Source organism: Novosphingobium sp. BL-S-24 (genome assembly GCF_055521575.1).
The window spans coordinates 2,472,595-2,495,462 of sequence record NZ_CM145488.1; the positions used below are offsets into that span (position 1 = coordinate 2,472,595).

The following is a 22,868-nucleotide window of genomic DNA, read 5'->3' on the forward strand; positions in this document are numbered from 1 at the left end:
GATGACGCTGAAAATCCTGTCGGTCGCGTCAGAGGCGGTGCCGCTGGTCAAGACCGGCGGACTGGCCGACGTCGTCGGCGCGCTGCCCGCCGCGCTTGCACCGCATGGGGTAGAGACGACCACCTTGCTGCCGGGTTATCCCGCCGTCATCGCGTCACTGCGCCGGGCGCGACCGGTGCTGGCCTGGGACTCGCTGGTCGGCACACCGGCAAGGTTGCTTTCCGGCACTCTGGATGGCGGTCACCCACTGCTGGTCCTGGACGCCCCGGCGCTCTTCAATCGCCAGGGCGCGCCTTACACCGATGCCGCAGGGCGCGACTGGAGCGACAACTGGCAGCGCTTCGCTGCGCTTGGCCGAGCGGCTGCAGACATTGCCGGTGGCGCGATCGTCAAGCGGGGCAAGCGGCAAAGCTTTGACCTTCTCCATGCGCATGACTGGCAGGCTGCGCTGGCGCCAGCCTATCTACGCTTCGCCCCGTTCGAGGCTGCGCGGCATACCCCGTCGGTCATCACCATTCACAACATGGCGTTTCAGGGATGGGCCGGGCCGGAGGTGTTCGGCCAACTGGGCCTGCCGCCCTCCGCCTGGTCGATCGACGGCGTGGAATATCACGGCGGCGTCGGCATGCTGAAAGCCGGGCTCGCCAGCGCCGATGCGATCACCACCGTCAGCCCGACCTATGCGCGCGAGATCAGGGCACCCGCGTTCGGCATGGGTCTGGAAGGCTTGATCGCAGCGCGCGGCGATGCCGTGCATGGCATCCTGAACGGCATCGATGCGGCGGCGTGGAACCCCGCGTCCGACCTCGATCTTCCGGCGCGCTACAATCACCGGAATCTGGAACGGCGGCGTTTGAACAAGCGCGCGCTGGAGGCGGAGTTCGCCCTTGATTCAGAACATGGGCCGCTGTTCATCGTCGTCACCCGGCTGACCTGGCAAAAGGGCATGGACGCGCTTGTCGAAGCGGCTGACCATCTTGTCGGGCTGGGTGGGCGGCTGGCTTTGCTGGGGTCCGGCGATACCGGCATCGAGCGCGCCCTTGCCGAGGCGGCCCTGCGCCATCCGGGGCGCATCGGCGTCCGGGTGGGATACGATGAGGCCCTGTCCCATCGCATGCAGGGCGGGGGTGATGCCATCCTGATCCCATCGCGCTTCGAACCGTGCGGTCTGACCCAGCTCTACGGCCTAGCCTATGGCTGCATCCCCATCGTGTCGCGCACCGGCGGCCTTGCCGACACCGTGATCGACGCCAACCCCGCCGCACTTGCCACCGGTTGCGCGACCGGGGTTCAGTTCGATGGTGTTTCCTACGAAGGGCTGGCCTCCGCCATTTCACGCACGGTTGCTCTCTATGGGCAGCCCGAGATCTGGCAGCGCCTCCAGAAGAACGCGATGAAGGGCGATTTCTCTTGGGACGCCAGCGGCCGAGCTTATGCGGAGCTATACGCCGCTTTGACGGCATGACGATGCTGGGCGCTCGGGTCGAAAGCGGCCAAACCCGGTTCGCCGTTCGCGCGCCGGATGCGGATCAGGTCTGGCTTTGCGTGTTCGACGGCGATGGCGATCCAGAAACTCGCTACCCGATGGAGAGGGACGGGGCCGTGTGGTCCATCGTCCTTCCCGGCGACCGTACGGGCACCCGGTATGGCTATCGCGCCGATGGCGAATGGGTGCCCGAACGCAACCGGTGGTTCGACCCGTCGAAGCTGCTGGTCGATCCCTACGCAATCGAACTCGATCGCCGCTTCGTGCAAAATCCGCGATTGGCGATCCGGGGGGAGGACACGGCCGATCTCATTCCCCGCGCGGTGGTGGCTGAGCGAGGCGAGGCGATACCCGTCAATCTTCCACGGTTCGAACGCGGCAGCCTGATCTACGAAATCAACGTTCGCGGCTTCACGATGCTGCACCCGGATGTGCCGGAGCGCTTGCGTGGAACCGTCGCCGCGCTCGCCCACCCCGCGATCATCGCGCATCTCAAGAAGATCGGCGTGGGCGCGGTTGAATTGATGCCCATCGTCGCCTGGCTGGATGAACGGCACCTGCCTCCGCTCGGCCTCGTCAATTCATGGGGCTACAATCCAGTGACCATGATGGCGCTGGATCCCGGCTTGTGCCCGGGGGGCGTCGGCGAACTGCGCGATACCGTCGCTGCCCTCCATGTCGAAGGGGTCGGCGTATTCCTTGATCTGGTGTTCAATCATACCGGCGAAAGCGATGTCCTAGGCGGCACGCTTTCGCTGCGAGGGCTGGACCCGGCCGCCTATGCGCGCACAGGCGACGGCACGCTGATCAACGATACCGGCTGCGGCAATACGCTGGACTTTGCCAACGTGGCAGTGCGTGCCTTGTGCCTCGACACGATGCGGTACTTCGTGGCGACATGCGGGGTCGATGGCTTTCGCTTCGATCTCGCGCCGATCATGGCGCGCGGACCGGGCTTCGATGCGAACGCCCCGATCTTCGCCGAAATCGCCAATGATCCGCTGCTCGCCGACCGGGTCCTGATCGCCGAGCCATGGGATGTAGGGCCGGGCGGCTACCAACTCGGCCACTTCCCCAACCACTGGCTGGAATGGAACGACCGCTTTCGGGATGACATACGCCGGTTCTGGAAAGGAGAACTTGGCATCGGCACGCTGGCCACCCGTATGGCCGGGTCGGCGGATATATTTGGCGGCGACTGGGGGGGCTGGCGTTCGGTCAACTTTCTTGCCGCCCATGATGGCTTCACGCTGGCGGATACCGTGGCGTACGAGCACCGCCACAATCAAGCCAACGGCGAAGACAACCGGGACGGCCATGGCGAAAACTTCAGCTGGAATAGGGGCGTAGAGGGACCAACGGACGATCCCCTTATCGCGGCCGCGCGGCGGGCGGACGTCAAGGCTTTGCTAGGCACGCTGTTTGCCTCTGCCGGCACGATCATGCTGACGGCGGGGGATGAATTCGGGCGAACCCAGCAAGGCAACAACAATGCCTACTGTCAGGACAACGCGATCGGCTGGGTCGATTGGGCGAACCGGGATCAGGACCTGGAAGACCACGTCGCGCAGCTATCCGCCACCCGCCGCCAGAATGTTCAGGATTATGCCCGGTTTCCCGACGCCGTGCGATGGCTGAACCGTGAGGGGCAGGACATGATGGTGTCCGATTGGGAGCGCCCCGGCGAGGGCCTGCTGCGTTGCAAGGCCGTCGATCCGGAAGTGCAGTTCGGGTTCGCGATAGACCGCCATAGCCGCATGGTGGAATTCGGTCCGCCTTCGGGGTCTGTCGGAGAACCCTGATGCACTTTTGGAGACTTTAGCTTAGCTTACCAGCAAATCCGACCCGTCAGTGCGTTACGGGACGCCAATACGTCGTCAGGCGGAGCAGGTGTCTTTTACGGCGCAGTCGGGCGCATTGGCAGAGCCAAGCGTCAGTTCACGATTGAGCTTGCGCGCAAGATAGATCGCCCGCTGCAACGCCTGCCGCGCCGTAGCCGCCCGTCCCAACGGTATGGCGGTCAGCGGCGCAGATAGCCGATTGTCAGTTAGCGACTGCGGAGACGGAGAGGACTTCGACATCACCTTCTCACCATTACTGAGGTTGTGGGGGCTGAAGTCGCTAGTTCGCAGCTTCAGTACACCCCACGGGAGGCAAGCACAGCTGGTACGGTGCGCATGCAGATCGCCACGTCATAGAGCGTGGACTTGCGGCGGGCGTAGCGAGCATCAAGCCGCACGCGCGCCTCATAGGATACCTCGTTCCGGCCACTTACTTGCCACAAACCGGTCAAACCGGGGCGAACCGAACAGTAGGCGGCGAACCGGTGACCGTACCGGGGAATTTCCCCAGGCACGATCGGGCGAGGGCCGACGACGCTCATTTGCCCGAACAGGATGTTGAACAGCTGCGGCAATTCATCAAGGCTGCTCTTGCGGAGCAACGCACCGATCGGAGTGATCCGTGGATCCTTGCGCAGTTTCTGATCCCGTTCCCACTCGGCGCGGGCTTCGGGGGATGATTCCAGCAGGCTGAACAACACTTCCTGCGAATTCACCACCATCGATCGAAACTTGAGGCAGGGAAACGTCTTCCCGCCCCGGCCCACACGTTGCTGCACGAACATGACGGGTCCTGGCGCAGAGGCCTTGATCGCCAGAGCGGCGAGGATGAGGAACGGCAGGAACACCAGAATTGCAAGCGTTGCCAACACGATATCGAATGCCCGGCCAACCAGGGAGGTAGCTAACAGGTCATTGCGTTCGTGGGCAACTTGGGTGCCTTCTCGCAGTGGAACCACGGAAGCGATAGAAGACGTCGAGCCGTCGAAAGATGTCGAACCTTGGTAAACGGATCGCGAGGCAACCCGCCCGTCGGCTCCGGCATCGCCATAATGAGTCGAAAGACATTCCATCGGTTCATCCATCTGAAAGACAACGGAATTCAGATTTTTCATTCCGTGCTCTGTATTGGTTTACGGCATCGTAATACAAGTTAAAGACCGGTCAAGATGGCCATGCTGCATTGCACCATCGATAACTTAGTATTTTTACTGCCTGTGTTTCGGGATCAATGCGCGGGAAATGCGCTAAAGTGACCGGAAACTGCCGGTTAGCTGTTGCAGATGCGAGATCATCCCCAAAAAAGCCTTTTGGTTAATGGATCATTGTGGATCATTCGATGATCGAAATTACAGGATTGTCATCCGGTTTGGATGCGACTGCGAAGACTGCAATCGATTGATATCTGGAACCTTTTTCCTTTCGATCCGGAAAACGCGAATCATCTGGTATTGAGTGCCCAGACCAGCGCGAGCGTCTCGCGCACGCAAACGCGGCAACGCGGCACCATCAGCAGCATACAGCGGCAAATTTTGCGTCAGCCCTCGCGGAAGGCGCGCGCTAGCTGATCCGCCAGCGGCTTCAGGATATAGCTAAGCATGGTTCGCGTGCCGGTTTGTATGAACGTTTCCGCTGGCATTCCGGGGCGAAGGCTCAGGTTGCCCAGTTTCGCCAACTCGCCTTTGTTCAGGGCCACTGTTACTCGATAAAATGCGCTGTTGGTATCGCGATCGTCCGTTCGATCTGCTGACACGTGGGTAACAGTGCCTGCAAGTTCAGGCGTCGTCCGCGCCGAAAAGGCACTGAAACGGATCGTGGCCGGTTGGCCCGCGTGAACCTGATCGATGTCGACCGGGGACACCGTCGCCTCGACAATCATGCGATCATCGTCAGGGACCAGTTCCAGCAGGGTCTGCCCAGCGGGCACGATGCCGCCGACGGTGCGGTAGGTGAGCTTGTCGACCACGCCCGCCTGTGGTGCGCGGATCACCGACCGGTCGAAACTGTCGTCCGCGGCCACTTTGGCGCGGCGCAGCTCGCTGATCCTGGCGAGAACGTCCATGAGTTCCGCCGCCGCCGCGCTGCGGGCCTCTGCATTCACGGAGCCCATTTGCAACCGCAATTCCCCGATGCGCGCCCCTCCGGACACCGCCGCTTCCCGCGCGCTTCCCGCTTCAGCGGACAGCCCAGATGCCGAACGTTCCAGCGCGTTAAGGCGATCGAGCGTTGTGTACCGTTTCTCGTACAATTTGCGCGTGGCCTTGAGTTCATCGTTGATGAGCGCGGCCTGATCGTTGAAACTCTGCGCCTTGGTTCGCGAACTGCTGACTTCCGCCTGGGTCTGGCTGATCCGCTGCCCCAATTGCGCGATCATGGAGCGGCGTGTGTCCCGCCTCAGAGTAAATGTGCGCCGTTCCTGCTCCAACAGTGCGGCGATGTTCGGATCATCGGCGCGGCGCGAAAGCTCGGCCGGGAAGGTGATGGCGGGCGCATTGTCACGTTCGGCCGTCAACCGAGCGGCGCGGGCGAGCAGTTGATAGACGTTCTCTCCGGTGAACTCGGCCGTTGCTCCGCTGACACGCGAATCAAGCCGGATCAGGGGCTGGCCCTTGTTCACGTGATCCCCATCGCGAACCATGATGTCCGCCACCACACCACCGGTTGGATGGCCGATCTGCTTTACATAGCTGCTGACCGTGACCCGCCCCGCGCCGATCACGGCGCCGGTCATCGGCAGGAACGCCGCCAGCCCGCCCAGCCCGAACACCAGACCCCCGCACAGGAGCAGGCCAACGCGCAGTTCTTTCCGCAAGCTGCGCTCGGGATGATAATCGTCGGTCGATGTCACGGGAAGGGTGGCGGAGGGGATGACGATCTGGCTGGACACAATGGCTTACTCGGCAGCGGCAGCGGAAGGCGCTGGGTTGAAGTTGATGCGCTTAAGCATTTCGGCGCGCTCGCCCATCTGCATGATCTGCCCGCCGGACATGATCATGATGTGATCGACATGGGCGAAAATGGTGGGGCGATGGCCGACGATCAGGACGATCGCGCCCCGCGCCTTGGCGGCGTGCATGGCGGCGAGCAGGGCATCTTCTCCCGATGCGTCCAGATTGGAATTGGGCTCGTCCAGCACGATCAGGAACGGATCCCCAAACAAGGCGCGCGCCAGGGCAATGCGCTGTTTCTGGCCGCCCGAAAGACCGCCGCCGCCCGGCCCACCCAGCAGATATTCGTATCCGCCGGGAAGCCCTACGATCATGTCGTGGACGTCGGCTGCGCGGGCAGCAGCGATGATCGCGTCGGAATCGGCTTCGGGGTCGAACCGGGCGATATTCTGGGCGATGGTCCCTTCGAACAACTCGATCGCTTGGGGGACGTAGCCGATGTCGCGGCCAAGTTGCACCGGGTCCCACTGCTCCAGCGATGCCCCGTCCAGCCGCACCGCGCCGCGCAACAACGGCCATGCGCCGGTCACTGCGCGCATCAGCGTGGATTTTCCGGAACCGCTGTGGCCGATCACCGCGAGCGCTTCACCTGCAGCTAGGCGGAACGATGCGTTGGCGACGGTTATCTTTTGCTGCCCGGGCGGGCCGCAGACAGCGCCTTGAACCTCAAGACTGGCCTGTGGGCGCGGTAGCGCCATTGGAGCTTCGCGCAGGGGCACGCGATCGAGCAATGAGGTCAGGCGACGCCACGCCTGGCTTGCCTCCGTCATCTGCTTCCATTGGCCGATCGTCTGTTCCACCGGCATGAGCGCGCGGGCGCTGAGGATCGATCCGGCGATGATCACGCCGCCTGTGGCATCTCCGCTGATGACCAGAAATGCGCCGACCGCCAATACGAGGGACTGCAGGAACAGCCGGAAAGCCTTGCCGATCAGCTGCATGCGCCCCGATGCCCCGGCAAGTTCGTCATGCGCGGCGATGAGTTTGAGGCTGATCGCATCCCAGCTGGCGCGACGGCGTCCGCTCATGCCCAAGACGCGTAGCACTTCGCCATTGCGCCGTACGTCCTCTGCGATAGTGAAGCGGGCGGCGGCGATGGCGGCAGCCTGGGTCGCGGGTGCGCGGGTTTGCCGGTCTCCCGCTATCATCAGCACGACCATGACGAGGACGCCAGCCAGTGTGGCCAGCCCCAGCGCCCAATGGAACAGCGTCAGGATCAGCAGAAACATCAGGACATAAGGCAGGTCGAGCAGCGCCAGCGGTCCCTGACCGGTAATATATCCGCGCACCACGTCGAGATCGCGGACCGGTGCCGCGCCGGACGGCATCGCGCCGATTTCCTGCTCGTACCGGCTGATGACATCGTAAAGCCGGTCACACAGGCGGCGATCGGCCTTAGCTCCGGTATGCAACAAAACCCGAGAGCGGATGACGTCGATGGCGCCCTGGAACACGTAAGCCACGGTGACCATCAGCAGCAGTCCCGCCAGCGTGGCCCCGCTGCGACTGGCCAGCACATCGTCGTAGACGAGCAGCATGAAGAACGAGCCGGCCAGCAGCAGCACGTTGAACACGGCGCTGAATATCAGGATTGGCCACAGCACCGGCACTACCGCCTGCAACATGCCGCGCACACCGGCGATGGGATTTTCCTGGGCCGGGGTCATCGGATGTTCCTGAGAATGAAGAGCAGCGGGCGCATCGTCATGGCCTGTCCGGTTCGGGCGCCATCCCGTGATCGGGTTCCGCATCGCGCTCGATCTGCACCGGGGAAGGGGCAAAACGATCGTCGAGCAGGGCGCCATCGATCGCTTCCACCAGCGGGCCGGTCGGCAGCCCGGCGTAAGCGACGGATGTGTAGGCGTCGGGATCGAAGGGCGGGGTTCCGGGGGCGAACGCATCGATCCGCAATTGTCCCATCGCACCCAGCAACAAGGCATGCTGCACGTACAGTTGCGCTTCCGCCTGCGCCCTTGCCTGACGCGATGTCAGCAAGTCGCGCGCGGTATCGAGCACGTCCAGCGACGTGACCTGCCCGGCAAGCTGCTGTTGCTTCGCCCCATCCAGCGCGGTCTGCGCGGCGGCGACGGCGCGCGAGTAGGCGGGCAACGCGCGGCGGGTGGCCGAAAGCTGGTCCCAGTAACTGGCGATGTTCTCACGCACGTTGCGCGATGTCTGCTCCAGCTGCTGCGTCGTCGCGTCGGCGATCTGACGCGCTTCGCGAATGCGCGCGGACAGCAGGCCAGACGTGTAGAGCGGCACCGTCAACCCAAGCCGCGCCTGCGCGGTCAGTTCGCGCGGATCGTCTCGCTCGATCGTGAGAGCCGAGCGGGCGAGCGACCCCTGCAGCCCCAGGTAGGGACGCGCGTTGCCCCGCGCCTGCGCTATGCGGCCTTGCGCGGCAGCCAGATCGTACCGTGCCGCGTCGAGCGCGGGACTGGAGGTGCCGCCGATGGCTTGCGCATCCTCGATCGTGCGCGGCAGTGGCGGCAATTGCGGCAGGGCTGCCAGCGCGTCAGGATAATGGCCGAGAAGATTGCGATACGTATTGCGACTGGCGAGCAGATTTCCCGTCGCCAGTTCCAGCTGCGCCTGCCCGCTGAAAATGCGGTTGCGTGTCTGCTGAAGGTCGGTTTCCGTCGCATACCGGGCGGCATAGCGCGCGTTGATCTGGTCCAGCGTTTCGGTGAGCTGGGCTAGGTTTTCCCGCGCGATGGCGACCAGTTGCTCATCGCGCAGAATGCCGGCGTAGGCGATGATGACGTTGGCCATCAGATCCTGTTCGCTCGCGCGCATGTCTGCCACCGAGGCACCGTAGCCGGCACGCGCAATGGTGCGCTGGGCGGCCAGTCGCCCGAACGTCAACAGTGGTTGATCCACCGACACGGAAAGCTGCGGTGTGAAGCCGTCTTGCCGGAGTGCCACCGTGCCGTTCTGGGTGACGCGCCGCCAAGCGTAGCGATAGCTGGCTTCAGCGGAGATCGAGGGGCCGAATTGAGCCTTCGCCTGACGCACCCGTTCTTCGGCGGCGCGGGTGGATGCGCGGCTGGCCCCGACCCCGGGGTTGTGCCGGTATGCAATCTCCATGGCCTCGGCCAGCGTCTCTGCCTGTGCAGAGGTCATGCTCGCGCACGACAGGAGGAAGCCGAGCAGGGGGGATGTCCATCGCCGCGCTATCATCAATTTGCTTTTGCCTGTGGTTCGACGATCACTCTGCGCCGACGTGGTGAAGAACGCCCTTTCGCGCTCCTCCGCATATGTGCGTATCGAACCGCGCCCCTTTGCTCCGGCGGTGAAGGGTTCAAGAAGCACGGGACAAGTCCCCATCGAATCGGATCCAGCGCCTGTTGACGTCCGAAAGGCATTGCGTGTCGGACGGCCGGTTGAAACGCGTGCAGTCCCATAGGACGATCTCGACCCCGGTCCGCCGATCGGAGACATATAGAAACGCAACCGATGCGATCAGCGGGTTCTGCGGTGATCCGTAAGCCTGCGAGCGGCGATCCCAGCCGACGACCTTGCATGGTGAGGTGCCATCGCATCGAGTGAGCGCCTGCAAGGCAAGAGCTTTCCCATCGCCGCCTGCGTCCACAAGGATCAAATGGTCACCGGTGCGAGCAGACAAGGTGGCGGATGGTGGAGGCGTTAACGGAACGATGTCGCCAGCAGCCAGGTGAGGATCAGTCCCGCCATCGCGATTGGCCGCATGCGCTGGTGAAAGCGTACCCAGCTTCGCCTGTCGCGGTTCGCTTCCGGCATGAGACGCCGTGAAGGCGATCTCACGGCCCCATCCGCCACGCCACCGGAAGAATAGATGCGTGTCTACGCGGGCAATCTTGTCGAGGGATCCGCTCCAGTACGGATGCACCCAGTCCGTATGATAATGCGTCGCCATGCCAACGGCTGGAAAGGTTTCGCCGGAAAGGAAGGCGCTGGCTCTCTGGCGGGTGCGTTCCCATACCGTCGTCGATGGCGCTCGGGCCAGGGCACCGTCGCACGTAAACGTAAACTGGCATCCGGTGGCCCGCTCCGCTCCCTGGTAAACTACGCCGCAGACTGTGTGCGGATAAGCCGGATGGCGCAGGCGATTGAGCACGACTTGCGCGACGGCGGACTGCCCCCTGGGATCGGCACCCGCTTCGTACACCATGGCGCTGGCGAGACAGTCCAGCGCGCGGTCGAACGGGGCGCTGTGCGGGTCAAGCCGGAACGGCAGCGGCTGGTCCGTACCCAAGGGTGCGAATGGAATGGTTTCGTTCAGTTTGCGAGCAGTGTTGGCATCTACTGGAGCCAGAACAGGCGGATCAATAGACGGCAGCGGTTCGTCAGGCGCTGAGGGCAGGATCACCATGCGGCGCGATTCTGCTTCTGCCCCTGGCGGCGGCGCACGATTGGTGAGCCCAGCAAACACCAATACCATCAAGAGAGCGAGCCCGACGCCGTATCGACGCAACTGCGTCCCGGCGAAAGCTATCGGCAGTCTGAAAAGCGGGGCGGAGACGTTCATCGCGCCAACGTGATCGAAATCATCGCAGACAATTGCGAGAACGGTTCGAACGGCGCGCTGCCTTTTACGAAGCGCTTGATGTATCGCACGCTTGCATCGGCAGAAAGCCAGCGGTTGAGCCGCACCTTTGGACCCGCCGACACTTCAATACGTCGTGCGGAGTAAGGCTGCTTGCCATAGTCTTCCAGCGTGAACCGGGTCGATCCAAGCCAGGACAGGCTTCGTCGCATCTCGTACTCGGCTTCGACTTTGGCAGTAGTCAGCGTAACGGCGCTGACCAGATCGAACGGGCTCGTCGCATTGCTTTGCTCGATGACCCCCCGAATGGCCAAGAGGCGTGACGGGAAATAGCGCAGATGCCCCCAGACAGCGAGACCCGAGAGCGTGCGCAGGCCTGGCTCCTTGAAGTTGTAACTGCGGTGGCCCACTCCCAGCTGAGCATAGAGCAGCCTCGTCACTTCGTAACGGACCCCCGCCGTGACATTTGTATTTCGCGCATCCCGGTTGATCAGGGTAGGCGAGGGCGCATAATTTAGATCGTCGTAATCTAGACCGACGAACAATGCCGTTCGCGCGCTCAACTCATACGATGCAATACCTTGCAATCGAAGGCGTTTGAGGTTGCGGAAACGCTGGTCAACACGAACTCCAGACCCATCGTCCAGATCTTCATACACTTGACGCATGCCCAGAACCTGAGCGTCGATGGACAGCCGGTTGAACTGCTTGCGCCCCGTAAGCGAGGCATGAACCACGCGCCGCATCAGTGGTTCACCACGGGCAATGTCGTTTTCAGCCGTGCCACGCTGGATAGCTTCGCGCAGATAGCCCGCGTTCACGGTGATCGAATTTGGGCTGGTAGTGCCACGAGCATACGTGCCGGCGACACGATATTCGGTCGTATCCTGATCCGTCAGCTTCACGAACGTGCTGGATCGCGCCATCGCATCGAACATGATGTTGTGTCGGCTGGTTTCCTTGCTGATCCGAATGCGGGGTTCGGCCTGCAAGATGACATCGGCTTTCTTCACGCTGGTACGGGTGAAGACGTTGTCGTCAAAACGCGTGCCGAAATTGACGCTCGGAAGCACGTCGAACCCGTTGAAGTCGTAACCGATCGGCGTGTATTCGGGAATTGCTCGGCGGCCCGGGACATCGTCGGGCTCGCGGATCAACGGACCGATGGTCTGTGCACCGGCAGTGTGCGCGCCGGCCGAAGATAGCGCGAGCGCTGCCACCCCCATCTGGAAGCGAGCCGCCAGGCCGCCGGATTTGCGGTGCGGCAAGGAACAGGGCTGTACTTCGGGCACAGTCAGAACTTGCGTTCTAGTATACGGATCGTGTCGCCCGGTTGGACAGGTGTTACGCCATCCAGCCTGTAAAGAACTTCCTCGCCGCTATCCTTATGCCGGATGAACACGCGCTTTTCATCAGCCCGGTACGTAAAGCCTGCTGCCTTGGCGACGGCACTGAAGACAGTGAGGCCCTGCGCAAACGGATACTCGCCCGGCGTATTGACTTCCCCCAGGATATAATAGGGTCGCAAGTTCAGCACATCGATCGAGACACTGGGATTATCCAGATATCCCTTGCTTAATACTGCCTGGAGCTGATCCGCCAATTGGGGTGCTGTCAGGGATCGCGCCTTCATCGTACCGACTAATGGAAACGAAATTGAGCCTGATCCGTCTACTAGATATTCACCCGTAAGTTTCTCTTCGCCATACACGGTGATGCGCAGCTTGTCGCCGGCCCCAAGTGTATAGGCTGCGTCCGCACTGGAGAGGGTCAGTTCGGGAAGCGATCGATTGCCTGCACAACCGGAAGTCATGGAGCAGGCCGCCAGCGCATACATAAATACAATTGGAATCCGCATTTTCACATACTCGTAGGACATGGATCGGCTAGGATGCGATGCGGATCGTCAGACCAATTAATGCTGACAACTTCAAATCCAGATGCCGTCAAAATCGATCTTAATTTGACTGAATGATCCATTGCCAACCGAACAGGGAATGGGTTCCAGCCATAGATCAAGTGAACGAGGGGCATGCCGAAGCATCCCCTCGCTCTATAGTCAAACCCTGTCTCAGGACAGGAAGAATCAGTTGTAGAAGTTGTAGTCGCCCAGTACCAGCTGGTTACCGTTGGTGGAACCGATGGCGATGGTGTATTCCAGCCCGGTGTTGGTGCTGTAGATGGTGTAGTACTGAGCGTGAACGTCGCCGTTTGGATTGGCGCTGTTGAAGCCATAACCTGCGAAAGTAATGGTCGATCCTGCACCGAAGTCGGCAAGATAAAGGAAGTCGTTGTTGCCCGCTTCGTAGACGCCCGCGCCATTGAAGTCGTAGATGAAGTCCTGCGCCTTCGCGCCGAGACGGGTGTTGTCGTTGAGAGCGGGGTCGAAGTCGGACAGTCGGATTACGAATGCGTCGCTTCCAGCACCACCATAGTAATAATCGACGCCCTTGCCGCCTGCCAGCGCGTCTTTACCACCGGTACCCGAAATACGATCGCTACCAGCTGTCCCTGTTACAATTGCCATGTACGTCCTCCTGAGTATTAATACCGCCCTGCGCAAATAATAGATATGTAGAGCAGGATGCCAAACTACCCCGCGAATCGAAGTGTATGGCAACAAATGGAAATTCGTTTACGGCGCGTTCACTATAGTTCGAAACCAACAAGCACGACAAGGCGACAAGTTAAAGTCTGTAAGTTGAATGCCTAAGTACATAGTCCAATATGGATGAAGCTAGGCTATCGAAACTGCCGTTCAGATGTATGGTTAGTGGCAGAAATGTGGCCGTTTGGCGCTGCATAACCTCTCGGAATATATCTGTTTCCCGATAGAGGCGCGACGGAACGGTTCATTGCGGATGCGAATAGCGTCAAAGTGCAGATCAAATCCGGCCCGCAATCGGAGCCAGGCGAATCATGTGTGGCGGGGGATTCGCCGGGTTGATCCCCGTCGCTGCCCGGGCGGTTCAGCATGAGGCTGCTGCGCTACGAACCCGAAGTCCCCAACTTCGGAGACGATCTCAATGTGCGGCTGTGGCCGGCGTTGGCGCCCTCTCTGTTCGAAAACGGCCCTATTGGCGAGGCCTTCGTCGGTATCGGTACGATCATCGGCATCGATCCGGGCGCCGACCGGTCTTTGCATGTGTTCTCCAGCGGTGCTGGTTATACGAACGCGGATCGATGGACGGGGCTGGATGTTCGCTACCATTGCGTACGAGGGCCTATAACCGCACGAGTTCTTGGGCTGAACGATGACGTTCCGCTGACGGACGGGGCAATTCTTGCGCCGGTGGCGAACAACTTTCGGTTTGATCCGTCGCAGCGTAGTCCTTCGCCAGTGGTTGTCGTCCCGCATTTCGAGACGATTGCATTCCCAGGCTGGGCGGAAGCCGCAGCCCTTGCGGGCTTCGACCTTATCGATCCGCGGGGGAGTCCCGAGGATGTGATCGCCGCGCTTGCCGGAGCTTCCTTGGTGCTCACGGAATCGCTGCATGGCGCGATCCTGGCAGATGCGTATGGGGTGCCGTGGCGGCCTTTTGCCGTGTCACGCAATTTCTCGATGGCGAAATGGACGGATTGGGCGTGCTCGCTCGCGCTGGATGTGGAGGTCGCGGTGCTCCCGCCCCCCGATCCGATGCCGCTTCTGCGCTTTGGGAAACGACAGGAGCCTTTCGGAACGATGGTCCGGTTGGACCCAGAGGCTGCAATGGCCGAATTCACCGCCCGTGTTGCTTCTGCTGCGCCGACCCCATTTGTGAAACGTCAGGCGAAACGCGTGCTGCAGCAGTTCCCGGCCGCGCGTCGGATTCTGGGTTTCAGTCCGCTGCGCACCGCCCAGGCTCTTTCCGCTCTGGCTGACATGCCACCGTATTCCAGCCGGGACGATCTGCGGGAAAGATTGAGGGCGCAAATGCTGGAGCGGCTGAATTCGCTGGTGAAAGAGCATGCCTGTGCGTCTGCCGTAACCGCTTAATTTTTTCTGCTATTCGGCAGGTTACGTTCTGCACATTAACCGGATGGTTGCATCTGAGGGGTTAAGAGACGCCTCATGATGACCACCGACACCCTTTCGCACCGGGCAACGCCGGTCGCACCGTCTCCATCGCGGCATATCGGTGCGAAGCCGATCGTCTGGGCTGGTTGGCTTGCGGGCGCTGCGATAAGCGCGGCCATGTGGGCGGGTATCGTGGCCCTCGTTGCCGGCTAATCCCGACCACTTCGGCCGGATCTGAGCATCGGCTTGCTCGCGCCCGGATCGGATTGAACCAGCAATTACCTGTATTTCGGATGTACTTGGCATGTCGTAGACCTGCCATGACGGATAAACGAATCCCTTAACTTCACCCGTGGGTGATAGGGGACTGAGTTGAACCGTAATCTGTCGATATTCCTCGACCTGCTGCGCCTTGGGGCCGCGATGATGGTGCTGGTCGGTCATACGGCCGCTGTCTATCGGATGCAGTTGCCGGACATCGTCGGCCACAGCGCCAAAGAGGGTGTGGCGATATTTTTCGTCCTGTCCGGCTTCGTGATCGCATTCGTTACGTCCGGTAAGGAAAAGACCTGGCAGGCGTTTGCCAGCGCCCGCGTGCTCCGCATGTATTCGGTGATACCTTTGGCGATCGTAGTGCTGGTTCTGTGCCACGCGATCGGTTCGGCGCTGGTCCCGACTGTTTATACTTCTCCCGCCAATAGCGCCGTTAGCAGCGGCGGTGCCTTCACAGGTGATGCGCCGAGCATGCTGGCTGTGCTGCGTTATCTGACCTTCACAAACGAATTGTGGTTCGATCGGGTGGTGATCGAAACCGGCGCGCCGTTCTGGTCGCTCGGTTTTGAAGTCGCGTACTATGTCGGGTTCGCAATCGTGTTTTATGCCAGGGGGCACTGGCGATGGGCACTCGGGCTGGCATGGCTGCTGATATGCGGCCCACGCGTCGTCATCGCCTTTCCGCTGTGGTTGGTCGGTGTCGGTGCCTGGCAACTAGTGCAGCGAATTCCAAGGATAAGCGCGCCTAAGGGCGCTGCTGCTTTGGCAATGATCGGGTTGGTTGCTTTCGCATGGCGTAAGTGGGGCGGCATATACGCGATCCCGTTGTTCGAATGGCCTGAGCCAGCCGCGTTGATGGCCAGCATGCTCTATTACCTTGGCCTTTGCATGCTTGTCGCCGCTGCCATTGTGGTGTTCGCAGCCTCTACCCCCGCAACTCTGATTTGGCCGCGATGGGCTGCGAGGGCGGTGCCGTACTGCGCCGGGGCCAGCTTCACCATTTACATAGCCCATCTGCCGGTGATGGTGTTGATCGCCGCGATATGGCCCGCCAGTACCGCCACGACAGCAGGGGCATGGATCGCCTTGGCGATGGTATTGTGCGCGATGTTCGCTCTTGCCGAACTGGGGGAGCGACGCAAACATTTCTACCGGCGAAACTTCAGATCAGCATATCTGGCTCTGGCGAGGCAAAGTTGAAAGACAGAATTGCAATCGATTAAAATCGATTCACCAGAATCTTTACGTCAGCGTTTGCAGTAACACCTCTAATTGAAACCCCGACACGGAGAAGCAATTGGGCTTCTGTGGCGGGGACTATCAATCATGTCGTTTTCCTATACTAACGCCTTAGGGAAAATACTTAAAGCATCTTCTCAGTCCAAAAAGACGTTCCTTGGGACGGCGGCCTCGGAAACTATTCGCGGAACCGCCGACGCCGATATCATGCGCGGTAACGGCGGCGGAGATAGCTATCATGGTGGTAAGGGTGACGATATCTACATCGTCTCATCCACTTTGGACAAAGTTTTCGAAGCGGCGGGCGAGGGCACCGACACCGTTCGCTCGTCGATCTACTACATTCTCGGTGACAATGTCGAAAACCTGATCCTTGAAGGAAAGAACTCCTGGTACGGCGGGGGCAACGCACTCGACAACGTCATCATCGGCAATGAATACGACCAGCAGTTGAACGGCGGCGCTGGAAACGACGTGCTGGTCGGCGGCGGCGGCGCGGACAAGTTCATCATCACGGCGGGCAACGGCAGCGACGTCATCATGGACTTCGCAACCGGCGTAGACAAGATTCAGCTCGGCGGATACGGCGTCACCAGCTTTGGTCAGGTTCAGTCCATGGCCAAGCAGGTCGGTGCTGACACGGTGCTCCATTTCGGCAATGGTGAGGACCTGATCCTGCGCGGCGTCAAGGCGTCCAGTCTGGTCTCATCCGACTTCACGTATGAACTGAACCGCGCTGGTCATTCGTTGACCTTCGGTGACGATTTCAACGCGCTCAGCCTGTATCATAAGGGGGGAACCTGGCGGACCGAATACGGAAACGGGGGGCCGGGCACGGTCAAGAGCCGCACGCTGCAAACGGAATCACAGGTTTACATGGACGCGGAATGGGCCGGCACCGGCACCAAGCCGCTCGGCGTCAATCCCTTTGCGATCGACAATGGCATCCTGAAGATCACGGCGGCTCCCGCTTCGGCCGACGTGCTGCCCTTCATCGGCGATCACACTTACACGTCCGGGCTGCTGACCACCAAGTTCACGTTTGCACAGCAGTACGGCTTCTTCGAAATCCGCGCGGCGCTGCCAGCGGGGCAGGGGTTCTGGCCTGCGTTCTGGCTGCTGCCGACGGACAATAGCTGGCCGCCCGAACTCGATGTGTTCGAAATGCTCGGCAAGGATCCGAACGTCGTCTACATGACGACGCACGGTACCAAGACACCCGGCAAGACCGTCGAGGGGCAGGAACGGGCGGTGCTGGATACGACGCAGTTCCATACCTATGGCGTGGACTGGAACGAAGAGCGTATCATCTACTACATCGACGGCATGGAAGTATCGCGTCAGCCGACGCCGAAAGCCATGAACAAGGAAATGTACATGCTCGTCAACCTGGCTGTTGGCGGCAAAGGCAGCTGGGGCGGTGCGGCGGACGAGACGACCGGGACTGGCGAGATGAAGGTGGATTACGTGCGAGCCTATCGCACGGCTGACACGGTTTCCACCACCGTCAATGGTGCCCACACCGTCTACACGCCGGGTTCCGTAACTTCGCCAGTGCTTGCTGCACCAGTTGTGACGACCCCCTCGGCGCCGGTGACCGCGCCCGTGGTGTCGGCACCGAACGAAGGTGTGTCGAACGGCAAGACCTACACAGGCACTTCGGGGAACGACGTATTTCGGATCGGTTCCTCGCTCGATAAGGTGATCGAAGCGGCGGGTGGCGGAAGCGATATGGTGATCGCCAGCGCCAGCTTCACGCTGCCTGACAATGTCGAGAATCTGACCCTGGCGACCGACAAGGCGATCGACGGGACCGGAAACGACCTGGCCAACCGCCTGATCGGCAATAGCGCTGCCAACGTGCTCAAAGGCCTGGGTGGTGATGACTACCTCGACGGTGCGGGCGGCGCGGACACGCTTTATGGCGGCGCGGGCAACGACATCTATCGGGTGGACAACGTCAGCGTGAAGGTCATCGAAGCAGCCAACGAAGGCACCGACACCGTCATCAGTTCGGTAACGTATACGCTTACAACCAATGTCGAGAATTTGCGGCTGGACGGCACGGCCAACATCAACGGCACCGGCAACGCAGACAGCAACCGCATGATCGGCAATGCCGCAGCAAACGTCCTGACCGGCCTGGCGGGTAACGATTACCTCGACGGCGCAGGCGGTTTGGACACCCTGATCGGCGGCAAGGGAGACGATACGTACATCACGGGACAGGACGGGGTGAAAGTCACCGAACTCGCCAACGAGGGTAACGATACCGTCATGGCCTCGGTCAGCTACACGCTGCCTGCCAACGTCGAACTGCTGCGACTGACCGGTAGCGCCGCGATCAACGGTGCCGGGAACAGCCTAGCGAACAAGATCTACGGCAACGACGCAGCGAACAAGCTGTTCGGCTGGGCGGGCAACGACCTGCTGGATGGTGGCGCGGGCAACGACGTGCTCGTCGGTGGTGCGGGCGACGACACGCTGACTGGCGGGGCCGGGGCCGACACGTTCGTGTTCGCCGCAGGCTACGGCAAGGATACCGTGACCGACTTCGAACGTGGTCTGGACAAGCTGGTGCTGGTTGGTGTCAAATCCGGGGCGGTCTCCATCAGCAAGGCTGGGGCGTCGACGGTGGTCTCGCTGGGTGCCGACAAGATCACCATCGCCAATGACGCCCACTTCTCGATGGCGGACATCACCTTCATGTCCACCGCCGAGTATGGCAACACGTTGGGGCTGATGGCCTGATCGACGGCCAACATAGTCCAGAATGAAGTAGTCTTTCTTGTCTCCCCGTCGACCCTGTCTACGGGGGCCTGTATCGAAGCCGTGGCACGGATGCGTGTCACGGCTTTGAGGCTTTCAGGTGAATGCTCCATAATATTCAAGCGTTGCGCGCCACGGCGGCGCTGCTGGTGGTCATCGTCCATCTTGAGATGATCGGCGCGCCATTGGGGCTGAGCCGCGCCTTCTTCAATTTGTTCGCCGTTGGCGTGGACTTGTTCTTCGTCATCAGTGGCTTCATCATGGTGCATACCACATCGCGCCGGGAGGTGACGCCCTCCAGCTTCCTGTTAAACCGTTTTCTCCGTATCGCGCCGCTCTACTGGCTGCTGACGCTGCTGGTCTTTGCGGTGGCGTTGACGGTGCCCGGCGCTCTCGGGGGAACGCGCGCCGACTGGGATGCGCTGGTGCGATCATTGGCGTTCGTTCCGTACGAGCGAGCGGACGGGACGATGCGGCCGATGCTGTTTGTCGGCTGGTCGCTCAATCTGGAAATGGCCTTTTACGTCGTCTTCGCCTTGACGTTGACCATTGCCGGGATCGGGCGGCGGGTGGCTATGGCCGTTGCAATGCTGTGTCTCGCGGTTGCTGCCCATATATGGATGGGAAGCCGTATGCCGGATGAGCTGCGCTTCCTCACCCAGCCGATCCTGTTGGAATTTGCAGCGGGCATGGCGATCGGCTGGCTATTTCCGCGGCTGCCTGCAGATCCATCGGCAGGGCGATGGGCGGTAGGGGTTGGCCTTGCTGCCTTGGTGGCGCTAGTCATGGTCGCGCGGTGGCCGCTGCCGGGCGGATGGCCGATTTCATTGCCGCCTGCTTGCGTGGTCGTCATCGCAGCGTTGATTGCCGAGAAAGCTGGATATGCCCTCCGCTGGCGTCCGATACAGGCTCTGGGCGATGCGAGCTATGCCCTCTACCTCACGCATCCTTTCGTGACGCAGGCCTGGACACTGTTGTCGATCAAAGCGCACGTGCTGTCCCCGCGCACGGCGCCCGTGCTGATGGTGGCGGCGGTGCTCAGCGCCATCGCGGTCGGCGTGTTTACCCATTATCGCGTGGAGCAGCCTCTCGGCAGGGTGACTCGCCGGTGGACAGGCCGTTTTGCTCAGCAGAGATCGGGTTTCTGGCAATGGCGAGGCACGGCTCCAACCGAGGCATCGAAATGAGCGCGACCGTTTTATCGCGTCCCAATACGGGCAGTCGGTTTGCAGATATCCTGGCCGACCGCAGCGTGCAGGACGGCACCTTCGCGGCATTGATCCTGCTATCGCGCATTCCCGCCAATCTCGGAATGCCTGGCGCGGCCGCGTGCCTGTTGCTGACCGGACTGTATGCCGTGGTCAGACTGGAGCAGACCCGTCAGACCTTTTCGCGATGCTGGCTTCAACTAGCGTTTCCGGCGCTGGCTTTGCTCTCCACGGTGTGGGCCGTTTATCCCGCCGTGACCTTGCGCGCCGCCGTGCAGATGACGCTGACGGCTTTGGCGGGGCTGCTCCTCTCCCAATCCAGACGGCCCCGCGCCGTGCTGGCTGGGCTTGCGGTCGCCTATCTCGGGTACACCGTGGCCTCGCTGGTCGCCGGAAACACCAGGGCGGACGGCAATGAAGGGGCCATCGCGCTTTACGGGTTGGGGGGTGAAGCAAAGAACTTCTTCTCGGATTCCGCTGCCACTGCGGCGTTGCTTGCCGTGACGATGCTGGCGGCAAAGCTGGAGCGGCGCGCTTTGGCGTCGGCGCTCGCCATGGCAGTTCTGGCCATGCTGTGCATGGTTGCGACGGTCCGCGCACATTCCGCCGGAGGGCTTGCGTCGCTGGCCGCTGCTGGCGCCTTGCTGGGGGTTCTTCTGGTTTTGCGACGGCGGACCCCGGCCTTTAAGCTGGGCTTTGCGGTATCGGTCATTGGTGTGTTCGTGCTGTGCGGGATATTCTTTCAACCGCTGCTGGCGATGGTGCAGGAACTGTCGGCCAAGGATGCGGGGCTGACCGGGCGAGGATACCTCTGGTATCGCGCCGACTTCATCATTGCCCAGCGTCCGTGGCTCGGTACCGGCTATTTCGGGTTCTGGACGCCCGACAATGCCGACGCAATCGGCCTGTGGCGTTATTTTGACGTTCGCCAGCAGGGGTCTGCGTTCTCGTTCCATAACAGCTACATTCAGGCGACTGTGGAAATGGGCTATGTCGGGTTAGCCGTGCTGATACTTTGCTGGGTCGGCGGTGTTCTGGCGCTGCTACGGCGGTTCGTGCTTACGCAATCGCTGGCGACGTGTTTCTGGCTTAGCTACGTCGCGTTGCAGCTTTGCAAATCGCCGGTCGAGCAGATCAGGCCGAGCACGCTTGTCGCCCCCACCATTCTGCTGTTCATCGGACTGGGGTTTGGCTGGTTTCCGATCGCCAAACCCGGCAAGTCCTCTGCGGCGGCCCGATCAGGTTGACGCTTCGCCCAGCAGTCTCTCATCTTCCCGGTCGATGGCGAGGAGCGACACGCCTTTGCTTTCCCGCATGTACAGAGCCGAAATCAGGCTGATCGCACCGGCGATCGCGATATAAAACGCGATCGGCAGCCAGTCATTGTACTCCCGTAACAAGGCCGTGCCGATCAGCGGGGCCCACGATCCGGCGAATATCGCCGTCACCTGATAGCCAAGCGAAACGCCGGAATAGCGCATGCGCGTGGGAAACATCTCGGCCATGATCGCGGGTTGCGGCGCATACATCAGGGCGTGGACGAACATCCCGATGAAGATCGCCGCCAGGATGGTAGCCAGGCTTCCGGTCGAAAACATCGGGAAGGCGACGAAGGGCCACACGATCGTCAGCGCGGCGCCAAGCATATAGACGGGCCGCCTGCCGATCCGATCCGCCATCGCCCCGAACACGGGTATAAGGATGACGTGCAGGATATGGGCACAAAACAGCAGCGTCAGGATGTTCGTTGTGTTGACCCCGATATGCGCAAGGTACGTGATCGAGAAAGTGACGACCATGTAGTACAGGATGTTCTCGCCCACGCGCAGACCCATCGCGGTGAATACACCGCGCGGGTAACGGCGGAAAACTTCCGTCAATCCATATCCCTGATGCGCCCGCTCCTCGGCTTCTGCCTTGGCTGCCTCGAAAATGGGTGAATCGGTGACTTGCGTGCGGATGTAGTATCCGATGCCGACGATGATCGCGGACAGCCAGAACCCGATGCGCCATCCCCAGGCCAGGAACTGATTGTCCGACAGCGTCGCTGAAAGCACCAGCAGCACGATCGTGGCAAGCAGGTTGCCCAGGGGAACGCCCGCTTGCGGGAAGCTGCCCCAGAAGGCACGGCTGCGGTTGGGGCTATGCTCCGCCACCAGCAGCACCGCGCCGCCCCATTCGCCGCCCAAGGCAAAACCCTGAACGAACCGTAGGACGACCAGCAGGATCGGGGCCCAGTAACCGATCCCGGCGAATGTCGGCAGGCAGCCCATCAGGAATGTCGAGCAACCGATCAGCATCAGGCTGAATTGCAGGAGGGATTTGCGGCCGATCTTGTCACCGATGTGCCCGAAAACGATGCCGCCCAGCGGTCGGGCAATGAAACCCACGGCATAGGTCGCAAATGCCGCGATCACGCCGTCCAGAGGATTGCCGGTTGCTGGAAAGAACAGTTTTCCAAAGATCAGCGTCGCCGCCGTGCCGTACAGGAAGAATTCGTACCACTCGACAATGGTGCCAGCCATCGACGCGCCAACCACCTTGCGCAAGTATGGCAGATCCGCCGTCTGTTCGTGATCCAT

18 protein-coding genes are annotated in these 22,868 nt (G+C 61.3%); 8 read left to right on the forward strand and 10 right to left on the reverse strand.

The annotated features are described in order from the left end of the window. Position 1 precedes the first annotated feature (1 nt). Together glgA and glgX are read left to right on the forward strand one after the other, a co-directional pair. Complete coding sequence (gene glgA / locus ACZ1JM_RS17290; protein WP_465133577.1) at positions 2 to 1,465, forward strand: glycogen synthase GlgA; 1,464 nt, start codon at positions 2 to 4, stop codon at positions 1,463 to 1,465. Continuing rightward, positions 1,462 to 3,288 carry a glycogen debranching protein GlgX gene (gene glgX, locus ACZ1JM_RS17295; protein ID WP_465133578.1) on the forward strand — a complete coding sequence of 609 codons (1,827 nt, stop codon included), beginning with the start codon at positions 1,462 to 1,464 and terminating at the stop codon, positions 3,286 to 3,288. The genes glgA and glgX overlap by 4 nt, the downstream gene beginning before the upstream one ends. A 75-nt stretch (positions 3,289 to 3,363) precedes the next feature. On the opposite strand, the gene ACZ1JM_RS17300 is transcribed toward glgX, so the two are convergent. The 9 genes from ACZ1JM_RS17300 to ACZ1JM_RS17340 all read right to left on the reverse strand — a co-directional run bounded on the left by ACZ1JM_RS17300 (position 3,364) and on the right by ACZ1JM_RS17340 (position 13,327). After that, complete coding sequence (locus ACZ1JM_RS17300; RefSeq protein WP_465133579.1) at positions 3,364 to 3,567, reverse strand: hypothetical protein; 204 nt, start codon at positions 3,565 to 3,567, stop codon at positions 3,364 to 3,366. Positions 3,568 to 3,620: 53 nt separating this feature from the next. Then, entirely contained in the window at positions 3,621 to 4,286 is a 666-nt protein-coding gene (locus tag ACZ1JM_RS17305; protein WP_465133580.1) for a sugar transferase, read from the reverse strand. Between the two features lie 578 nt (positions 4,287 to 4,864). After that, the gene (locus ACZ1JM_RS17310; RefSeq protein ID WP_465133581.1) at positions 4,865 to 6,214 is read right to left on the reverse strand and encodes an HlyD family type I secretion periplasmic adaptor subunit; all 1,350 of its coding nucleotides are present in this window, start codon (positions 6,212 to 6,214) and stop codon (positions 4,865 to 4,867) included. A gap of 6 nt (positions 6,215 to 6,220) precedes the next feature. Then, positions 6,221 to 7,942 (reverse strand): type I secretion system permease/ATPase, encoded by a 1,722-nt coding sequence (locus ACZ1JM_RS17315; protein WP_465133582.1) that lies wholly within the window; start codon positions 7,940 to 7,942, stop codon positions 6,221 to 6,223. Between the two features lie 37 nt (positions 7,943 to 7,979). Continuing rightward, the gene (locus ACZ1JM_RS17320; protein ID WP_465133583.1) at positions 7,980 to 9,587 is read right to left on the reverse strand and encodes a TolC family outer membrane protein; all 1,608 of its coding nucleotides are present in this window, start codon (positions 9,585 to 9,587) and stop codon (positions 7,980 to 7,982) included. Further along, positions 9,577 to 10,782, reverse strand: coding sequence for a cell wall hydrolase (locus tag ACZ1JM_RS17325; RefSeq protein ID WP_465133584.1), 1,206 nt, complete (start codon positions 10,780 to 10,782; stop codon positions 9,577 to 9,579). Before ACZ1JM_RS17325 ends, ACZ1JM_RS17320 begins: the two co-directional genes overlap by 11 nt. Continuing rightward, entirely contained in the window at positions 10,779 to 12,068 is a 1,290-nt protein-coding gene (locus ACZ1JM_RS17330) for an outer membrane beta-barrel protein (RefSeq protein WP_465133585.1), read from the reverse strand. Before ACZ1JM_RS17330 ends, ACZ1JM_RS17325 begins: the two co-directional genes overlap by 4 nt. A gap of 26 nt (positions 12,069 to 12,094) precedes the next feature. Beyond that, positions 12,095 to 12,679: a polysaccharide biosynthesis/export family protein gene (locus tag ACZ1JM_RS17335; protein WP_465133586.1), complete on the reverse strand. Its 585-nt coding sequence runs from the start codon at positions 12,677 to 12,679 to the stop codon at positions 12,095 to 12,097. A gap of 207 nt (positions 12,680 to 12,886) precedes the next feature. After that, positions 12,887 to 13,327, reverse strand: a complete 441-nt coding sequence (locus ACZ1JM_RS17340; protein WP_465133587.1) for a hypothetical protein — start codon at positions 13,325 to 13,327, stop codon at positions 12,887 to 12,889. A 447-nt stretch (positions 13,328 to 13,774) separates the two neighbouring features. Between ACZ1JM_RS17340 and ACZ1JM_RS17345 the strand changes: the two genes are divergently transcribed. From ACZ1JM_RS17345 to ACZ1JM_RS17370, 6 genes are all read left to right on the forward strand, one after another. Further along, positions 13,775 to 14,776: a polysaccharide pyruvyl transferase family protein gene (locus ACZ1JM_RS17345; protein WP_465133588.1), complete on the forward strand. Its 1,002-nt coding sequence runs from the start codon at positions 13,775 to 13,777 to the stop codon at positions 14,774 to 14,776. Positions 14,777 to 14,851: 75 nt separating this feature from the next. Continuing rightward, a complete protein-coding gene (locus ACZ1JM_RS17350; protein WP_465133589.1) occupies positions 14,852 to 15,010 on the forward strand; it encodes a hypothetical protein in 159 nt (52 codons plus the stop codon). 159 nt (positions 15,011 to 15,169) lie between these two features. Further along, on the forward strand, positions 15,170 to 16,270 hold the full coding sequence (locus tag ACZ1JM_RS17355; protein WP_465133590.1) for an acyltransferase family protein: 1,101 nt from the start codon (positions 15,170 to 15,172) through the stop codon (positions 16,268 to 16,270). Between the two features lie 246 nt (positions 16,271 to 16,516). Next, a complete protein-coding gene (locus tag ACZ1JM_RS17360; protein WP_465133591.1) occupies positions 16,517 to 19,060 on the forward strand; it encodes a family 16 glycosylhydrolase in 2,544 nt (847 codons plus the stop codon). A gap of 122 nt (positions 19,061 to 19,182) precedes the next feature. Further along, entirely contained in the window at positions 19,183 to 20,265 is a 1,083-nt protein-coding gene (locus ACZ1JM_RS17365) for an acyltransferase family protein (RefSeq protein WP_465133592.1), read from the forward strand. Further along, a complete protein-coding gene (locus tag ACZ1JM_RS17370; RefSeq protein WP_465133593.1) occupies positions 20,262 to 21,533 on the forward strand; it encodes an O-antigen ligase family protein in 1,272 nt (423 codons plus the stop codon). The genes ACZ1JM_RS17365 and ACZ1JM_RS17370 overlap by 4 nt, the downstream gene beginning before the upstream one ends. Here ACZ1JM_RS17370 and ACZ1JM_RS17375 read toward each other — a convergent pair. Further along, positions 21,525 to 22,868, reverse strand: coding sequence for an MFS transporter (locus ACZ1JM_RS17375; protein ID WP_465133594.1), 1,344 nt, complete (start codon positions 22,866 to 22,868; stop codon positions 21,525 to 21,527). The genes ACZ1JM_RS17370 and ACZ1JM_RS17375 overlap by 9 nt on opposite strands.